A 15,061-nucleotide genomic window follows, 5' to 3' on the forward strand; every position below is an offset into this window, starting at 1 on the left:
CTTTTCTCCAGGATTCCCGTGCTATGACCCCGGAAATTCTCGAACGCGCCCGGGCGCGGGCGCGTCAGATGGGTCTTCCCTACGACGGGGCGCTGACCCCCGCGGAGGCCTATCAGCTCATGACCTCGGACCCGCAGGCGAGGCTGGTGGACGTGCGCACTCAGGCGGAGCTTACCTTCGTGGGCCGCATTCCCGGCGCGGTGGAAATCGAATGGCAGAGCTATCCCAGCATGCAGCTCAATCCCCGCTTCGCCGAGGAACTCGAGCGGCAGGTGGGCAAAGAAGCCCGCGTCATGTTCATCTGCCGCAGCGGCGGCCGCTCCCACCATGCGGCGGCCTTGGCGAAACGGCTGGGCTACGCCCAGTGCTACAACGTGCTGGAGGGCTTCGAGGGGGACCGGGACCCCCAGGGCCACCGCAACACGGTGGGCGGCTGGCGGGTGGCGGGGCTGCCCTGGGTCCAGGGATAGCCAAAGCTTCCAGAAGAGAGGGTGTGTTGAGCGAAGCCTGCCTGCGCCGCACGGGTCGCGGCAGACAGGCGAAACGCACCGGGCAACCGGCTTTTCGAGCGGCGCTCACGCGTACCCCGCGATTCCGAGCGCTTGATCCCTAAGGGATCGCCGTCCAGTCCACGGCGCCCGTCCACCAAGTGGCGAGCACCACGCCGCCGAAGAAGATCCGGTACCAGGCAAACGGCCGGAAGCTGTGCCGGGAGACATAGCCGAGCAGCGCCCGCACGGTGAGCAGCGCCATCACAAAAGCGGAGCCGAAGCCCAGGGCGAAAAGCTCCAGGTCCGCTCCCGAAAGCAAGGCCCAGTTCTTGTAAGTATCGTAGGTCACCGCCGCCAGCATGGTGGGCACGGCGAGGAAAAACGAGAACAAGGTGGCGGCCTCTCGGGTGAGGCCGAAGAGCATGCCGCCGATGATGGTAGCGCCCGAGCGGGAGACCCCGGGAAACATGGCGACGCACTGGGCCAGCCCCACTTTCAACGCGTCGCGCCAGGTCATGTCCTCCACCCGGGCGACGCGCCCCCGGTGATCCCGCCGTTCCACCCAAAGGATCACCAGCCCCCCGACGACCAGCGCCCCCGCCACGGTGAGGGGCGAGAACAAATAGGTTTTGATGATCTTGTAGAACAGCACGCCCAGCACCAGAGCCGGGGCGAAGGCCACCAGCAGGTTCAGCGCGAAGCGCCGCGCGGCGGGATCCGAGCCGAGCCCGGCCGCCACTTTGCGGAAGCGGACCCGGTACTCCCAGCACACGGCGAGAATGGCGCCGAGCTGGATGAAGATGGCGAAGGTCTTGGCCCGCTCCCCGGCGAAGCCGAGCAGATCCTGGGCGACGATCAGATGCCCCGTGCTGGAGACGGGCAGGAACTCGGTCAGACCCTCGACGATGCCGAGGAGGATCGCGTGGATGAGCGGGGAAGTCTCCATGGCCGGGCGCGAAAAACCCGCATGTTAGCACGGCGGCCGGCCTGGCGGGCCGGACGGGCTCAAGGGGCTGGGGCCAATGACAGCTTCCCTTGAGCAGGCTGTGGTCGATGCGGTAAGATTCTTACCAGTATTAAGTCTTACCAAGACGGCTACGGAGGTCAACGTGCGCATTACCAGCAAGGGACAGGTTACGATCCCGCAAGCGATCCGCGAAAAGGCGGGGTTACTTCCCGCTACGGAGGTGGAGTTCGAATACGTACGGGGAAAAGTCATTCTCAAGCCGGCGGGAAAAAGAAAGAGCCGCGGGCAATCGGCCGTGGAGCGGTTGCGGGGGAGCGCGACCAATAGGGCCTGGAAGGGCAAAACCACCGATCAGATCATGGCCTTTCTTCGCGGGGACGAGTGATGCCCGCGGCGGCCTCCGGCAAGGTCTTGGTGGACAGTAACGTGCTGATCGACGTCGTCCAACAGGATCCAACCTGGTTCGACTGGTCGGCAAAGCGCTTGCGGGAGGTCGCGGACGCCGGCCGGGGCGTGATCAATCCCATCATTTATGCCGAGGTGTCTGTCGGCTTCGACACCATCGAGGAGTTCGAAAGCGCCATCGCGCTCTTTAACTTCGAACGCCAGCCTCTACCCTGGCCCGCGGCTTTCCTTGCCGGCAAGGCCTACGTCCTCTACCGGAAGCGGGGCGGCAGAAAAGGCACACCGCTTCCGGACTTTTATGTCGGCGCCCACGCGGCCCTCGGCGGATTGGCCTTGCTCACCCGCGACGCCAGGCGCTACCGCGAATATTTCCCCAGGCTCAAGCTGATCGCACCCCGCTAGCGGTGGGGCGCACTTTCGCGCACCGGAGCGGCGCCCGTCGATGCCTGGTGCGTCTCGGCTATGCGACCCGCGGTCTGCTCGATTTTGAGGCGGCCAGACCTCGCGTCCACCCTGGCCCCCGCCCCCTCAACAAGTGTCGGCGCAACTTACACGGGCCTGCCGAGGGTCTTTCACGACCCACCCTGTCGCTTCGACGCCCTGCCAGACAAAACAAGAACATGCCAGCACCATCGCCAGACTGGAACAATGTTTGCTGTTGACGCGCCGGGCAATCACCAGGAGTTGACATCGTCATGAAAGCGTTCAAAGGTCTTTTCATCCTGTGGGGCTGGGTCATGCTGTTTGCATCCGGCGCCGGTTCCGCCGCGCCTATCGTCTTGCTCGACCTGAACTTCGACGCTGTGCCCGGGCTGGCCAGCCGGACGTCGGTCGTCTCCGGGGAGGCGCTGCTCGCCTGGTTGCCGCCGGGCAGCGCCGCCGGCAGTCCGGAGGAGGGCAGTTGGGTCAACGTCCGCCGCCATGACAACGCCATCGACGGTACGTCCTCCGGCGAAAGCGCCGTTCATTTCGACAATTTTTACACTTCCGGCAACTTCCTGGTGATCGGAGACCAACGTGGCGACTTGCGCGGGAGCGAGGCGGGGACCAGCCAGCTCTTGGTCCCCTTCGGCGTCCCCGCCGGCAGCCGCGCCCTCGCCATTTCCTTCGACTGGGTGTTCGACACCACCGACGACGCCGGCGCCAATGCCGACGACTTCGAGGTGCATCTCCTCGCGGGCGGCGCCGAGCGCGAGCTTCTTTCCATCGGGCGGCCGGAGCACAATGGCGCGACCCGCGGCGTTTTTTCCCTCGTCTTCGGCGAGCTTTATCCGGGAGGGACGGCCAGCCTTCGGCTCCGGCTGACCGAGGGGAGCGGCCACGGCTCCTCCGCAGTGGGTCTGGACAACCTCCGGGTGGTGGCCACCGTCCCGGAAACGGGAACCCTCTCTCTCGTGGCCGCCGGGCTGATGGGCTTGTTCCTCAGGCTTTCCGATAGACCTCGCCGCCGGACTTCACGAACTCCTCGGCCTTCTCCTCCATCCCCTTCCTGAGCGCCTCCTCCTCCGAGAGGCCCACCTGGGCGGCGTAGTCGCGCACGTCCTGGGTGATCTTCATGGAGCAGAAGTGGGGGCCGCACATGGAGCAGAAGTGGGCGAGCTTCGCCCCCTCCTGGGGCAGGGTCTCGTCGTGGAATTCCCGGGCGGTGTCCGGATCCAGAGACAGGTTGAACTGATCCGCCCAGCGGAATTCGAAGCGCGCCTTGGATAGGGCGTTGTCGCGGATCTGGGCGCCGGGATGCCCCTTGGCCAAGTCCGCGGCGTGGGCGGCGATCTTGTAGGCGATGATGCCGTCCTTCACGTCCTTCTTGTTAGGCAGCCCCAGGTGCTCCTTGGGCGTGACGTAGCACAGCATCGCCGTGCCGTACCAGCCGATCATGGCGGCGCCGATCGCGCTCGTGATATGGTCGTAGCCCGGCGCGATGTCGGTGGTGAGGGGGCCCAGGGTGTAGAAGGGCGCTTCGTGGCAATGCTTAAGCTCCAGGTCCATGTTCTCCTTGATGAGCTGCATGGGCACGTGCCCCGGACCCTCGATCATCACCTGGCAGTCGTGCTTCCAGGCGATGCGGGTGAGCTCCCCCAAAGTCTTCAACTCGGCGATCTGGGCCTCGTCGTTGGCGTCGTAGATGGAGCCCGGCCGCAGCCCGTCCCCCAGGGAGAAGGCCACGTCGTAGGCCTTCATGATCTCGCAGATTTCCTCGAAATGGGTGTAGAGGAAGCTCTCCTGGTGATGGGCCAGGCACCACTTGGCCATGATGGAGCCCCCGCGGGAGACGATGCCGGTCAGGCGCCTGGCGGTGAGGGGAATGTAGGCGAGCCGCACCCCGGCGTGGATGGTGAAGTAGTCCACCCCTTGCTCCGCCTGCTCGATCAGGGTGTCGCGGAAGATCTCCCAGGTGAGCTCTTCCGCCTTCCCGTCCACCTTCTCCAGGGCCTGGTAGATGGGCACGGTGCCGATGGGCACGGGGGAGTTGCGGATGATCCATTCCCGCGTCTCGTGGATGTGCTTGCCGGTGGACAGGTCCATCACCGTGTCGGCGCCCCAGCGGATCGCCCAGGTCATCTTGTCCACCTCCTCGCCGATGGAGGAGGTGACCGCCGAGTTGCCGATGTTGGCGTTGATCTTCACCAGGAAGTTGCGGCCGATGATCATGGGCTCCGTTTCCGGGTGATTGACGTTGGCCGGAATGATGGCGCGACCGCGGGCCACCTCGTCCCGCACGAACTCCGGCGTGATCTCCGCGGGGATGGAGGCGCCGAAGGCCTGCCCGCGGTGCTGACGGACGAGCAGCTCCCGCTGCTCCTGGGTGAGGCTCGCGAGGAACTCCTCCCGCCGCAGGTTCTCCCGGATGGCGATGAACTCCATCTCCGGCGTGACGATGCCCCGGCGGGCGTAGTGCATCTGGGTCACGTTCATCCCCGTCTTCGCCCGGCGCGGCTTGCGCTTCAGGTTGAAGCGCAGCTCTGCGAGCTTCGGGTCCTCGAGCCGCGCCCGGCCGTACTGGGAGGTGGGCCCGGGGAGCTCCTCGGTGTCGCCCCGCTCCAGGATCCAGGGCAGCCGCAGGGCAGGGAGGCCATTGCGAATATCCACCGTGACCGCCGGATCGGTGTAAGGGCCGGAGGTGTCGTAGACGAAAATGGGTGGGTTCTTCTCCGCCCCGAAGGAGGCCGGCGTGTCGGACTGGGTGATCTCCCGCATGGGCACCCGGAGGTCGGGCCGAGAGCCCTGCACGTAGACCTTGCGGGAGTTGGGAAACGGCTGCACGGCCGCCTCGTCCACGCGGGCGGTGGCTGCCAGGAACTTGGGATTGGCGCTCATCTGGATTCGCTCCTCAAGTAGTGAAAACCGCTGGCCGGGAGCGAAGGAGAGGGACAGCTACGTTCCCTACGTCGGCATTACCCGGACAGGTTCGAAGGGTTTGTCTCACCCGGCATCGAGACCTTTCGGTGGGTGGCGCTGCTGCCGGATCTGCCCGCCGGTCCCTTGCCAGGACCCCTACGTAGTACAGCCCCAACGCTAGCCCAAAGCGCCGGTCGATTCAAGTGCACGGGTCAAGAGCCGCCAACGCGGCCCCTCGGGTCGCGTGCATCGCGTTGACCGCCGGGGGAAGGAAAGATATATTACCGACCGGTCAGTCATTAAATGAGCGGCCGATGGTCCATCCCGCCGCGGTGAACAAGCCCCGTTGGCAACGCCGCAAAGACGCGCGTCCCGACGAGATCCTGGCCGCCGCCCTGGAGCTTTTCACCCGCCATGGCTACGCCGCCACGCGCCTCGCGGACGTAGCCGCCCGGGCCGGCGTGAGCAAGGGGACCCTCTACCTCTATTTCCCCAACAAGGCCGAGCTGTTCAAGGCCCTGGTGCGCCGGGCCCTGCTGCCCAACTTGGCGGAAGCGGAGGCCCGAGCCGCCCGCTTCTCCGGCAGTAGCCGGGAACTCCTCGACCAGCTCATCGTCCAGTTTGTCCGGGCGGTGGTGGACTCCCCCCTTTCGGGCATCCCCAAGCTGGTGATATCGGAAGCGGGCAATTTCCCCGAGGTCTCTCGGTTCTACTTCGAGGAGGTCATCCAGCGGGCCCAGCGCCTGGTGGAGTCGATCCTCGCCCGGGGCATCCGGCGCGGGGAATTCCGGCGCATCGATACGGCGGCCGCCTGGCGGCTGGTCGTGGCGCCCCTCGTCCTGCAGATCCTGTGGAAGCACACCTTCCAGGCCTACGAGGCGGAACCCGTGCGCTTGGAGCGCTACGTGGCCGCCCACCTGGATCTGCTGTTCCACGGTCTCGCCCGGGAGCTCGCTCCATGACTTCCAGCCTTCGCCTGATGAGCGCCGCCGTCGCCGCCCTGCTCGCCGCCTGCGGGGGAGAGAAGCCCGCCGCCTACCAGGGCTATGTGGAGGGCGAGTACGTCTACGTCGCCTCCTCCCAGGCAGGGACGCTGGTGGAGCTTGCGGTGGACCGGGGCAGCCGGGTCGAGCGCAACGCCCGCCTCTTCGTGCTGGAGCAGGACGCCGAGCAGGCGGCCAGGCGGGAGGCGGCAGAGCGGCTCAAGCAAGCCCGGGCCCGGCTCGCCAACCTCACCAAGGGCCTGAGGCCGGAGGAGTTGGCGGCGATCGAAGCCCAGTACCAGCAGGCGCTCGCCGCCCTCGCCTTCTCCGAAGCCAATTTCCGCCGCCAGGAGAAGCTGATCCGCGACGGCTTCGTGAGCCCCAACACCCTGGACGCGGCCCGCTCCCAGTACGAGCGGGACCGAGCCCGGGCGGCGGAGCTGGAGGCCCAGCGGCGCATCGGGCGGCTACCCGCCCGGCCCGACGAGATCCGGGCCGCGGAAGCCGAAGTAAAGGCCGCCGAGGCGGCCCTGGCCCAGGTGGAGTGGCGCCTCGCCGAGAAGGCGGTGGTGGCGCCGGTCGGCGGCTACGTGGAAGACCGGGTGTTCCTTCCGGGGGAATGGGTGCCCGCCGGCAGCCCCGTGGTCTCCATCCTGCCCCCGGAGAACCTGAAGCTGCGCTTCTTCGTGCCGGAACCCGACCTGCCCAAGATCCGCCTGGGCCAACCGGTCTCGGCCCGCTGCGACGGCTGCTCGGCGGAGATCCCCGCCACGGTCGTTTTCGTCTCCTCCCAGCCGGAGTTCACCCCGCCGGTTATCTTCTCCCGGGAGCGGCGGGAAAAGCTGGTCTTTCGGGTGGAGGCGAAGGTGGCCCCCGAGCACGCGGCGGGGCTCCACCCCGGCCAGCCCGTGGACGTGGAGTTGCGGTGAAGCGGGCGCCTGCACGCCGCTCCCGAAGCGCCAAAACGCGGCAGGGGGGTGTCGAGCCGCGCGGACTGAGCGCGTGCCTTCGCGGTCGTGCCCGCCGCGGGAAAGTTTGGCGCGGCTGGGGAAGCCCTCTCCCCCGGTCCCTCCCCCCAGGGGGAGGGGAGCTTGCTGAAGGTGCTGGTGCTGGCGCTTGCGTCCCCTTCCCTCTCCCCCGGGGGGGAAGGAGCCAGGAGTGAGGGCCAGGTGCGTGGATCGCGCATGGAGAAGACGGCCGGGACGGCTTCTCCACGCGGGGTTTCATCTTGGAGCGAATCGCTGAGCCCTATGCATAACGGCTATGCCATCCACGTGACCGGCCTCACCAAGCGCTTCGGCGGCCGGGCGGTGGTGAAGGGGCTCTCGCTCCAGGTGAGGGAAGGGGAGATCTACGGCTTCCTGGGTCCCAACGGCAGCGGCAAGACCACCTCCATCCGCATGCTGTGCGGGCTCCTCACTCCGGACGAGGGTAGCGGCACCTGCCTGGGCTATGACGTGCTGCGCCAGACCGCCGAGATCAAGCGCCACGTGGGTTACATGACCCAGCGCTTCAGCCTCTACGAAGACCTCACCATCCGGGAAAACCTGGACTTCGTCGCCCGCATGTACGGGATGGCGAACCGCCGCGCCGCCGTGGACCGGGCCCTGGAGGACCTGGGGCTCGCGCAGCGCAGCCGCCAGCTCGCCGGCACCCTTTCGGGCGGATGGAAGCAGCGGCTGGCCCTGGCCGCCTGCATGCTCCACGCACCTCGGCTGCTGCTCCTCGACGAGCCCACGGCCGGCGTGGACCCCAAAGCGCGCCGGGACTTCTGGGAGCAGATCCACCGCCTGGCGGCCCATGGGATCACGGTGCTGGTCTCCACCCACTACATGGACGAAGCGGAGCGCTGTCACCGGCTCGCCTATCTGGCCTATGGGTCGCTGCTAGCCCAGGGCACGCCCTCGGAGTTGGTGGCCGCCTCCGGCCTGACCACCTGGTCGGCGGAAGGCGAGGACGTCTATGCCCTGGCGGAGCGGCTGCGGGGGCTGCCCGGGGTCGCCCAGGTGGTGCCCTTCGGCAACGCGCTGCACGTCTCCGGCACCGACGCTGAGGCGCTCGCGAGAAGCATCGCTCCGCTCCGGGACGATCCGCGCTACCGCTGGAGCTTGACCCAGCCGGGGCTGGAGGACGTGTTCATCCAGCTCATGGAAAGCGCCCGAGACAATTTTTCCCCATGAGCCTGGACGTCTTTTCCTGGTCCCGCTTCACCGCCATCGTGGTGAAGGAGTTCATCCAGATGCGCCGGGATCGGCTCACCTTTGCCATGATGGTGGGCATTCCCTTGATCCAGCTCGCGCTCTTCGGCTTCGCCATCAACACCGACCCCAAGCATCTGCCCACGGCGGTGCTCTCGGCCGACGACAGCCCCTTCGCCCGCGGTTTCCTGGCGAGCCTGGCCAACAGCGGCTACTTCGATCTGGTCCAGCGGGTGAGTAGCGAAGCCGAGGGGCGGCGGCTGCTGGAGACCGGCCGGGTCCAGTTCGTGGTCTCCATCCCCGTAGGCTTCTCCCGCCAGCTTCTGCGGGGCGAGCGGCCCGTCATTCTGGTGGAGGCGGATGCCACCGACCCGGCCGCCACCAGCAACGCCATCGCCGCCCTCTTCGAGCTCAATCGAAGCGCGCTTCAGCCCGACCTCCAGGGCAGCCTCGCTGGCTTGAGGGAGCGGCCGCCGCCCTTCGAGGTGCAGGTGCACCGACGCTACAACCCGGAGGGCGTCACCCAGCACAACATCGTCCCGGGGCTCATGGGGGTGATCCTCACCATGACCATGATCATGATGACGGGGCTCGCCGTCACCCGGGAACGGGAGCGGGGCACCATGGAAAACCTGCTGGCAACGCCAGTCAGACCCCTGGAGGTCACCGTGGGCAAGCTCGTCCCCTATATCCTCATCGCCTACGTGCAGGTAACGTTGATCCTGGCGGCGGCGCGGGTGGTGTTCGGCGTGCCCATCGAGGGGAGCCTGCCCCTGCTCCTCGCCTGCGTGCTGGTCTTCGTGCTGGCCAACCTGTCCGTGGGCATCACCTTCTCTACCCTGGCGCGCAACCAGATGCAGGCGATGCAGATGACCTTCTTCTTTTTCCTGCCCTCCATCCTCCTCTCCGGATTCATGTTCCCGTTCCGCGGCATGCCCGGCTGGGCTCAGGTCCTGGGGGAGGCGCTGCCCCTCACCCACTTCCTGCGGCTGGTGCGGGGCATCATGCTCAAGGGCAACGGCCTGGCGGAGACCGCGCCCCATCTCTGGCCCATGCTGCTGTTCATGGCGGTGGTGATGGCCATCGCCGTGGCCCGCTACCGGCGGACCCTGGACTGATGGCGGGCAAACGGGCCACGGCGCTGAAGCCCGCTGCTGGGGCGGCCCGGTGCGGTGCAGTATAATGGACGTCCTGTCCATGGCCCCGCGCCCTGCGGGGAAAAAAAGCCAAGCGAAGGGAGAACCCAGGTGAACGTGGAGCAAGCCCGCTACAACATGATCGAGCAGCAGATCCGGCCGTGGGAGGTGCTGGACCAGGAAGTGCTCGACTTGCTGTTCCAGGTGCGGCGGGAGGAATTCGTACCGCAACCCTACAAGGCCCTGGCCTTCGCTGACATGGAGATCCCCCTGGGGCACGGGGAAGTCATGCTTGCCCCCAAGCTGGAGGCCCGCATGCTCCAGGAGCTGGGGGTGAAGCCCGGGGACAAGGTCCTTGAGGTGGGCACCGGCAGCGGCTACATGACGGCGCTCCTCGCCCGCCGGGCGCGCCACGTGTACAGCGTGGAGCTCCATCCGGAGCTCAAGGCTTTCGGCGAAAAAAACCTCCAAGCCCACGACATCCGCAACGTGACGGTGGAGCTGGGCGACGCCTCCCGGGGCTGGTCGGTCTATGCGCCCTACGACGCGATCCTGCTGACCGGCTCCGTGCCGGTGCTGCCGGAAGCGTTCCAGCAGAGCCTCGCCATAGGTGGGCGGCTCCTGGCAGTGGTGGGGGAAGAACCTATCATGGAGGCGGTGCTCGTCACCCGCGTGTCCGAAGGGGCCTACCGCACCGATTCCTTGTTCGAGACCTGCATTCCGCCGCTCAGGAACGCCTGGCGGCCCTCGCGCTTTGTTTTTTGACCATGCCTTCGCCGGGCTGGCAGGCCTTCGTTTTTCTCTGGTGCCACCCGGCGTGCGGATCATGGAAGGGAGGAACTTTTTCATGCGACGCGTTCTTCCGGCGCTAGCGCTTCTCCTCCACGCCGGCGCCGCCCAGGCCGAAGACCTGCTCTCCATCTACCGGGAAGCAACGCTCAAGGATGCCCAGTACCAGTCGGCCCGGGCGGCGTTTCAGGCAGCCCAGGAGCTCCTGCCCCAGGGCCGGGCCGGGCTGCTCCCCTCGGCCACCCTCTCAGCCAGCCGCAATTACAACGACGTGGACTCCGGCACCCGAGGCACCCAGAGCTTCTATTCCCGCAACTGGTCCATCACCGCCACCCAGCCCCTCTACCGCAAGCAGAACCTGGTGGTCTACGAGCAGGCCAAAATCCAGGTGCGACAGGCCGAGGCCCAGTTCGGGCAGGCCACCCAGGACTTGATCCTGCGGGTGGCCCGTGCCTACTTCGACGTGCTGCTGGCCCAGGTCAACGTCGAGCTGGCGGAAGCCCAGAAGCGGGCCATCGCCCAGCAACTGGAACAGGCCAAGCGTAACTTCGAGGTGGGCACCGCCACCATCGTGGACACCTACGAAGCCCAGGCGCGCTTCGACCTCACCAGCGCCCAGGAGATCGGCGCCCGCAACGACCTGGAAATCAAGAAGCGGGCGTTGCAGCAGATCATCGGTCGCTATCCCGGGGAGCTCGCCCGGGTGAACACGGAAAAGCTCCAGCTCGCGCCGCCCGCGCCCGCCACCATGGAGGAATGGCTCGCCCTCGCTGAGACCAACAGCCTGGTGCTCAGGATCCAACAGGACGCCTATGAATTCGCCCAACAGGAAGTGGAACGGGCTCGGGCCGGCCATTACCCCACCCTCGACCTGGTAGCCAGCTACTCGGAAGCCCGCAACGCCAGCGTGGGCATCACTGGGGTCGGGCTCGACACCGATTCGGCGGTGGTCGGCGTGCAGCTCTCGGTGCCCCTGTTCCAGGGCTTCGCCACCCAGTCCCAGGTGCGGCAAGCCCTCTCCAACCAGGACAAGGCCCTGCAGGACTTGGACAACGTGCGCCGTACCATCGCCCAGAACGTGCGCCAGGCCTACCTCAACGTCACCAACGGCCTCGCCCGGGTGAAGGCCCTGGAACAGGCCCTGGTCTCCAGCCAGAGCCAGCTCGACTCCACCATCACCGGCCAGGAGGTGGGGGTGCGCACCTTCGTCGACGTGCTGGACGCCCAGCAGCAGCTCTACTCGGCCCGCCGGGACCACTTCCAGGCCCTTTACGATTACATCTTGAGCTCCCTGGAACTGCGCCGCGCGGCCGGCGTGCTCACCGACGAGGACATAGAGGCGGTCAACCGATACCTGCTGCGGTGATCCGGGCGAGGACCCGCTCCACCGCCCCCCGGTGGCGTTGGGCGAAGGCGAGGCCCGCCTCGGCCATGCGACGGCGCTGTGCGGCGTCCGCGAGCAGCGCCGCCACCGCGGCGGCCAGCGCCGCCTCGTCGGCCACCCGCAGCGCCGCCCCTTCCTCCACCGCCTGCCGGGCCGCTTCCTCGAAATTGAAGGTGTGGGGGCCAATCAGCACCGGGACCCCCACGGCGCAGGGCTCGATCAGGTTCTGTCCCCCCAGGGGCGCGAGGCTCCCGCCCACGAACGCCACGTCGCAGGCGGCGTAGTAGGCGAAAAGCTCCCCCATGGAATCCCCCAGCACTATCTGAGTCTCGGGAGCAATGGAGCGCGCTTCGCTGCGGCGTTGGAACTTGAGGCCCCGGCGGGCGATGAGGGCTGCTACCTCGTCGAAGCGCTGGGGGTGGCGAGGCACGATCACGGTCAGAAGCTCGGGAACGGTAAGGCGCGCCACAGCGTCCAGCACTCGCGGCTCCTCGCTTTCCCGCGTGCTGGCGGCGAGAAACACCGGCCGGCGGGGTCCGAACATGGCGCGCAGCGCCCGGCCCCGGGCGAGCTGCGCCGCCGGCGGCGTCAGGTCGAACTTGAGGTTGCCCGCCACTTCCACCCGGCGAGCCCCGAGCCGGGAAAGCCGCTCCGCGTCCGCCTCGGTCTGGGCCAGCACGCCGGTCAATCCCCCCAGCGCCTCGCCGACGAGGTCCGGGAACCGGGCGTAGCGGCGGTAGGAGCGCTCCGAGAGGCGCGCATTCACCAGATACAGGGGAACCCGAGCCTCCCGGCAGCCGGCGATCAGGTTAAACCACAGCTCCGTCTCCATGAGCACGCCCAGCGCGGGACGGAAGTGGGCGAGAAACCGGCGCACGGCGAAGGGATAGTCGTAGGGAAGGTAGGCCTGAAGGACGCGATCGCCGAAGACCTGCCGCCCGGTCTCGCGCCCCGTGGGCGTCATGTGGGTGAGGAGAATCTGGTGACCGGGATACCTCTCCAAAAGGCGCTCCACCAGGGGCGCCGCGGCGCGGGTTTCCCCCACCGACACGGCGTGGATCCAGATCACCGGGCGGCGAGGCACATCCCCGTAGCGGCCGAAGCGCTCGGCCACGTGGTCCAGGTACGCCGGCTGGCGCCGGGCGCGCCACGCGAGCCGCAAGGGAATAAGCGGCAAGGCGAGCCAGAGCAGGGTGGTGTAAGCCCGACGGCCGGCGCTCATGCGGCGCGTATCGATCGGAATGGGTTTTGAACCACGAGCCCGTCGAACTTCCGCCCGTGCTGCAGATCTTCGGTGAACAGATACATCAGAGCGTTCGTATCTAAGAAAGCCCTCACCGCTCATGCAACTCGTCCCGCGTCCATCTGCGGCCGCCGCGACGGGCACGGGATTCGCGAGCGAGCCGCAGCAGGTCGGACACGGCCTGCTGGCGGGCGGATTCCACCCCGGCGTAACCCTCGAGAAACTCGCGAATGAGCGCGTTCACCGAAGTGCCCTGCTCCAGGGCGCGAATCCGCGCTTTTTTTTAAGCAGGTCGTCGCTCAACGTAATGGTGAGATTGGCCATCGCAGGCTTCTTGTTGGATCCGTGTTACACGGAATCAGTGTATCAGGGCCCAGAGCGCATCCAACACTTCCGCCACCTGCGGCGGCCGCCCGGCCCCCCCCACGTTGAGGGCGCGGCTGCCCGCGTACACGCCCGTGAGTCCCGGGTCTGTCGCGCAATAAATGCCCACCACGGGCCGGTCCAGGGCCGCCGCCAGATGGGTGAGCCCGGTGTCCACGCCGATGACGACCCAGGCCCCCGTCAGCACCGCCGCCAATTCCTCCAGATCGAGCCGAGGCGCCGCCACTGCTCCGGGGATTGCGGCGGCGAGCCGTTCCGCCCGCGCCTTTTCCCAAGGGTTTCCGGCGGGAAGCACACTGGTCGCGCCCCGATCCGCGAGGTGCTTTCCCAACTCGACCCACCGGGCTTCGGGCCACAACTTGTCCTCCCGGCTGGTGGCGTGGAGCAGCACCACGTAGCGCCCGGCGTTCAGCCAGGGAAACCGCCGCGCCGGCGCCTGGATGCCGTAGTCGGCGGGCTCGGCGAGGGCGTAGCCGGCGCAGCGGGCCGCGAGCCGGCGGTTGCGCTCCACTGCGTGCAAGCGCCGCTCGACGCGGTGTGTCTCCTCGTAAAAGGCCGCGGCCAGGGGCTCGCGGGCGCTCGCCCGGTGGAAGCCGCAGCGCCGCCCCCGGGCGATGCGCGCGACCAATGCGCTTTTCAACAAGCCCTGGGTATCGATGATCCCGTCATAACGCTCTTCCCGCAGGGCGGCCCACAGCCGGAGAAGCGCCGACCAGGTGGCCGGCGCGAGGGGCCGGCGGCGCCAACGGCGCAGCGCCACGGGGATGACCCGCGAGACCGCAGGATGGAGCTGCGGGATGGCGGCGAAGCCTTCCTCCACCACCCAGTCGATGCGGCAGCCGGGGTATGCGCGGGCCAGATCGGTGGCGACCGGCAGGTTGTGGACCACGTCGCCCAGGGACGACGTCTTGACCAGGAGAAAACGCAAAGAACACCCCAACACGCCCAACCAAGCGGCGGTAGCCTACACGGAATCCCCGGAAAAACCTAGAATTGACCCTGATTCGACACTTTCCCTCGCGACCTTCATGAGCAACCGCGCCGCGGATTGGTTCAGGCAAGCGGAACGGGATCTGGAACAGGCGCTGGCCTCCCAGCGGGACGGGCGTCACGAATGGGCCTGTTTCGCGGCCCAGCAATCCGCCGAAAAGGCCGTCAAGGCCCTGCACCTTCGTTCGGGACAGGAAGCCTGGGGACACGCAGTGGCCCGCCTGCTGAGCGAGCTGCCCAGGCCAGCGCCCGCGGAATTGGTCGAAAAGGGAAAGGTCCTGGACAATTTCTATGTCGCCAGCGGCTGCGCCCATGGCCACCCCGAAGGGGCACCCTTCGAGCACTACGGCTCCATTCAAAGCGATCAGGCCATCGCCTATGCCCGTGAGATCCTTGAGTTCGTCCGTGCTCGCCTGGCCTGATCGGGCGATCGTCGACCATGCGGTCAGAGACTGGGCCGCAGAAGAAGCGAAGCGCCATCCCGGGGTTTTGCGCATCGGCTACTTCGGCTCCTACGCCCGGGGCGACTGGGGCGTGGGCAGCGACGTGGACCTGGGGGCTGTAGTGGAAGACTCGCCGCTCCCCTTCCATGAGCGCGCTGGCCGATGGAATATCCTCGACCTCCCGGTGCCGGCGGAGCTGCTCGTGTACACCCGGCCGGAATGGGAGCGCCTGATGGCATCGCAGTCCCGCTTCGCGCAGCAGCTCGTGCAGGAGACCGTGTGGGTTTTGTGCAAAGACGCCGGATGAGG

The 15,061-nt window shown here is 67.4% G+C and carries 17 protein-coding genes; 12 read left to right on the top strand and 5 right to left on the bottom strand.

The window, feature by feature from the left end:
- Nucleotides 1-23: 23 nt before the first annotated feature.
- Nucleotides 24-470, top strand: a complete 447-nt coding sequence (locus tag ACTFO6_RS02605; RefSeq protein WP_439932890.1) for a rhodanese-like domain-containing protein — start codon at nucleotides 24-26, stop codon at nucleotides 468-470.
- A 139-nt stretch (nucleotides 471-609) separates the two neighbouring features.
- Here the strand turns inward: ACTFO6_RS02605 and ACTFO6_RS02610 are convergent, their stop codons facing one another.
- A complete protein-coding gene (locus tag ACTFO6_RS02610) occupies nucleotides 610-1,437 on the bottom strand; it encodes an undecaprenyl-diphosphate phosphatase (protein ID WP_439932891.1) in 828 nt (275 codons plus the stop codon).
- A 76-nt stretch (nucleotides 1,438-1,513) separates the two neighbouring features.
- On the opposite strand from ACTFO6_RS02610, the gene ACTFO6_RS02615 reads away from it, so the two are divergent.
- The 3 genes from ACTFO6_RS02615 to ACTFO6_RS02625 all read left to right on the top strand — a co-directional run bounded on the left by ACTFO6_RS02615 (nucleotide 1,514) and on the right by ACTFO6_RS02625 (nucleotide 3,356).
- Nucleotides 1,514-1,843, top strand: coding sequence for an AbrB/MazE/SpoVT family DNA-binding domain-containing protein (locus ACTFO6_RS02615; RefSeq protein ID WP_439932892.1), 330 nt, complete (start codon nucleotides 1,514-1,516; stop codon nucleotides 1,841-1,843).
- A complete protein-coding gene (locus ACTFO6_RS02620; protein ID WP_439932893.1) occupies nucleotides 1,843-2,265 on the top strand; it encodes a type II toxin-antitoxin system VapC family toxin in 423 nt (140 codons plus the stop codon). The genes ACTFO6_RS02615 and ACTFO6_RS02620 overlap by 1 nt, the downstream gene beginning before the upstream one ends.
- 293 nt (nucleotides 2,266-2,558) lie before the next feature.
- On the top strand, nucleotides 2,559-3,356 hold the full coding sequence (locus ACTFO6_RS02625) for a hypothetical protein (protein WP_439932894.1): 798 nt from the start codon (nucleotides 2,559-2,561) through the stop codon (nucleotides 3,354-3,356).
- Here ACTFO6_RS02625 and thiC read toward each other — a convergent pair.
- Complete coding sequence (thiC, locus tag ACTFO6_RS02630; protein ID WP_439932895.1) at nucleotides 3,286-5,181, bottom strand: phosphomethylpyrimidine synthase ThiC; 1,896 nt, start codon at nucleotides 5,179-5,181, stop codon at nucleotides 3,286-3,288. The genes ACTFO6_RS02625 and thiC overlap by 71 nt on opposite strands.
- A gap of 335 nt (nucleotides 5,182-5,516) precedes the next feature.
- Here thiC and ACTFO6_RS02635 point away from each other — a divergent pair, with 335 nt between their 5' ends.
- From ACTFO6_RS02635 to ACTFO6_RS02660, 6 genes are all read left to right on the top strand, one after another.
- The gene (locus ACTFO6_RS02635) at nucleotides 5,517-6,164 is read left to right on the top strand and encodes a TetR/AcrR family transcriptional regulator (RefSeq protein WP_439932896.1); all 648 of its coding nucleotides are present in this window, start codon (nucleotides 5,517-5,519) and stop codon (nucleotides 6,162-6,164) included.
- The gene (locus tag ACTFO6_RS02640) at nucleotides 6,161-7,114 is read left to right on the top strand and encodes an HlyD family secretion protein (protein ID WP_439932897.1); all 954 of its coding nucleotides are present in this window, start codon (nucleotides 6,161-6,163) and stop codon (nucleotides 7,112-7,114) included. Before ACTFO6_RS02635 ends, ACTFO6_RS02640 begins: the two co-directional genes overlap by 4 nt.
- 321 nt (nucleotides 7,115-7,435) lie before the next feature.
- Nucleotides 7,436-8,365 carry an ABC transporter ATP-binding protein gene (locus ACTFO6_RS02645; protein WP_439932898.1) on the top strand — a complete coding sequence of 310 codons (930 nt, stop codon included), beginning with the start codon at nucleotides 7,436-7,438 and terminating at the stop codon, nucleotides 8,363-8,365.
- Entirely contained in the window at nucleotides 8,362-9,501 is a 1,140-nt protein-coding gene (locus tag ACTFO6_RS02650; protein ID WP_439932899.1) for an ABC transporter permease, read from the top strand. The genes ACTFO6_RS02645 and ACTFO6_RS02650 overlap by 4 nt, the downstream gene beginning before the upstream one ends.
- A 129-nt stretch (nucleotides 9,502-9,630) precedes the next feature.
- Nucleotides 9,631-10,284 carry a protein-L-isoaspartate O-methyltransferase family protein gene (locus tag ACTFO6_RS02655; RefSeq protein WP_439932900.1) on the top strand — a complete coding sequence of 218 codons (654 nt, stop codon included), beginning with the start codon at nucleotides 9,631-9,633 and terminating at the stop codon, nucleotides 10,282-10,284.
- Nucleotides 10,285-10,366: 82 nt separating this feature from the next.
- On the top strand, nucleotides 10,367-11,674 hold the full coding sequence (locus ACTFO6_RS02660) for a TolC family outer membrane protein (protein WP_439932901.1): 1,308 nt from the start codon (nucleotides 10,367-10,369) through the stop codon (nucleotides 11,672-11,674).
- Here ACTFO6_RS02660 and waaA read toward each other — a convergent pair.
- From waaA to waaC, 3 genes are all read right to left on the bottom strand, one after another.
- A complete protein-coding gene (gene waaA, locus ACTFO6_RS02665) occupies nucleotides 11,652-12,914 on the bottom strand; it encodes a lipid IV(A) 3-deoxy-D-manno-octulosonic acid transferase (RefSeq protein WP_439932902.1) in 1,263 nt (420 codons plus the stop codon). The two genes, ACTFO6_RS02660 and waaA, sit on opposite strands and share 23 nt — an antisense overlap.
- A 112-nt stretch (nucleotides 12,915-13,026) precedes the next feature.
- Nucleotides 13,027-13,179, bottom strand: a complete 153-nt coding sequence (locus ACTFO6_RS02670; protein ID WP_205617066.1) for a hypothetical protein — start codon at nucleotides 13,177-13,179, stop codon at nucleotides 13,027-13,029.
- A 114-nt stretch (nucleotides 13,180-13,293) separates the two neighbouring features.
- A complete protein-coding gene (gene waaC / locus ACTFO6_RS02675) occupies nucleotides 13,294-14,247 on the bottom strand; it encodes a lipopolysaccharide heptosyltransferase I (RefSeq protein ID WP_439932903.1) in 954 nt (317 codons plus the stop codon).
- A gap of 100 nt (nucleotides 14,248-14,347) precedes the next feature.
- Here waaC and ACTFO6_RS02680 point away from each other — a divergent pair, with 100 nt between their 5' ends.
- Nucleotides 14,348-14,731, top strand: coding sequence for a HEPN domain-containing protein (locus ACTFO6_RS02680; RefSeq protein WP_439933091.1), 384 nt, complete (start codon nucleotides 14,348-14,350; stop codon nucleotides 14,729-14,731).
- Nucleotides 14,715-15,059 (top strand): nucleotidyltransferase domain-containing protein, encoded by a 345-nt coding sequence (locus ACTFO6_RS02685; protein WP_439932904.1) that lies wholly within the window; start codon nucleotides 14,715-14,717, stop codon nucleotides 15,057-15,059. Before ACTFO6_RS02680 ends, ACTFO6_RS02685 begins: the two co-directional genes overlap by 17 nt.
- Nucleotides 15,060-15,061: the final 2 nt, after the last annotated feature.

The sequence above is a fragment of the Pelomicrobium sp. G1 genome (assembly GCF_051905455.1).
Lineage (GTDB): Bacteria > Pseudomonadota > Gammaproteobacteria > Burkholderiales > UBA6910 > Pelomicrobium.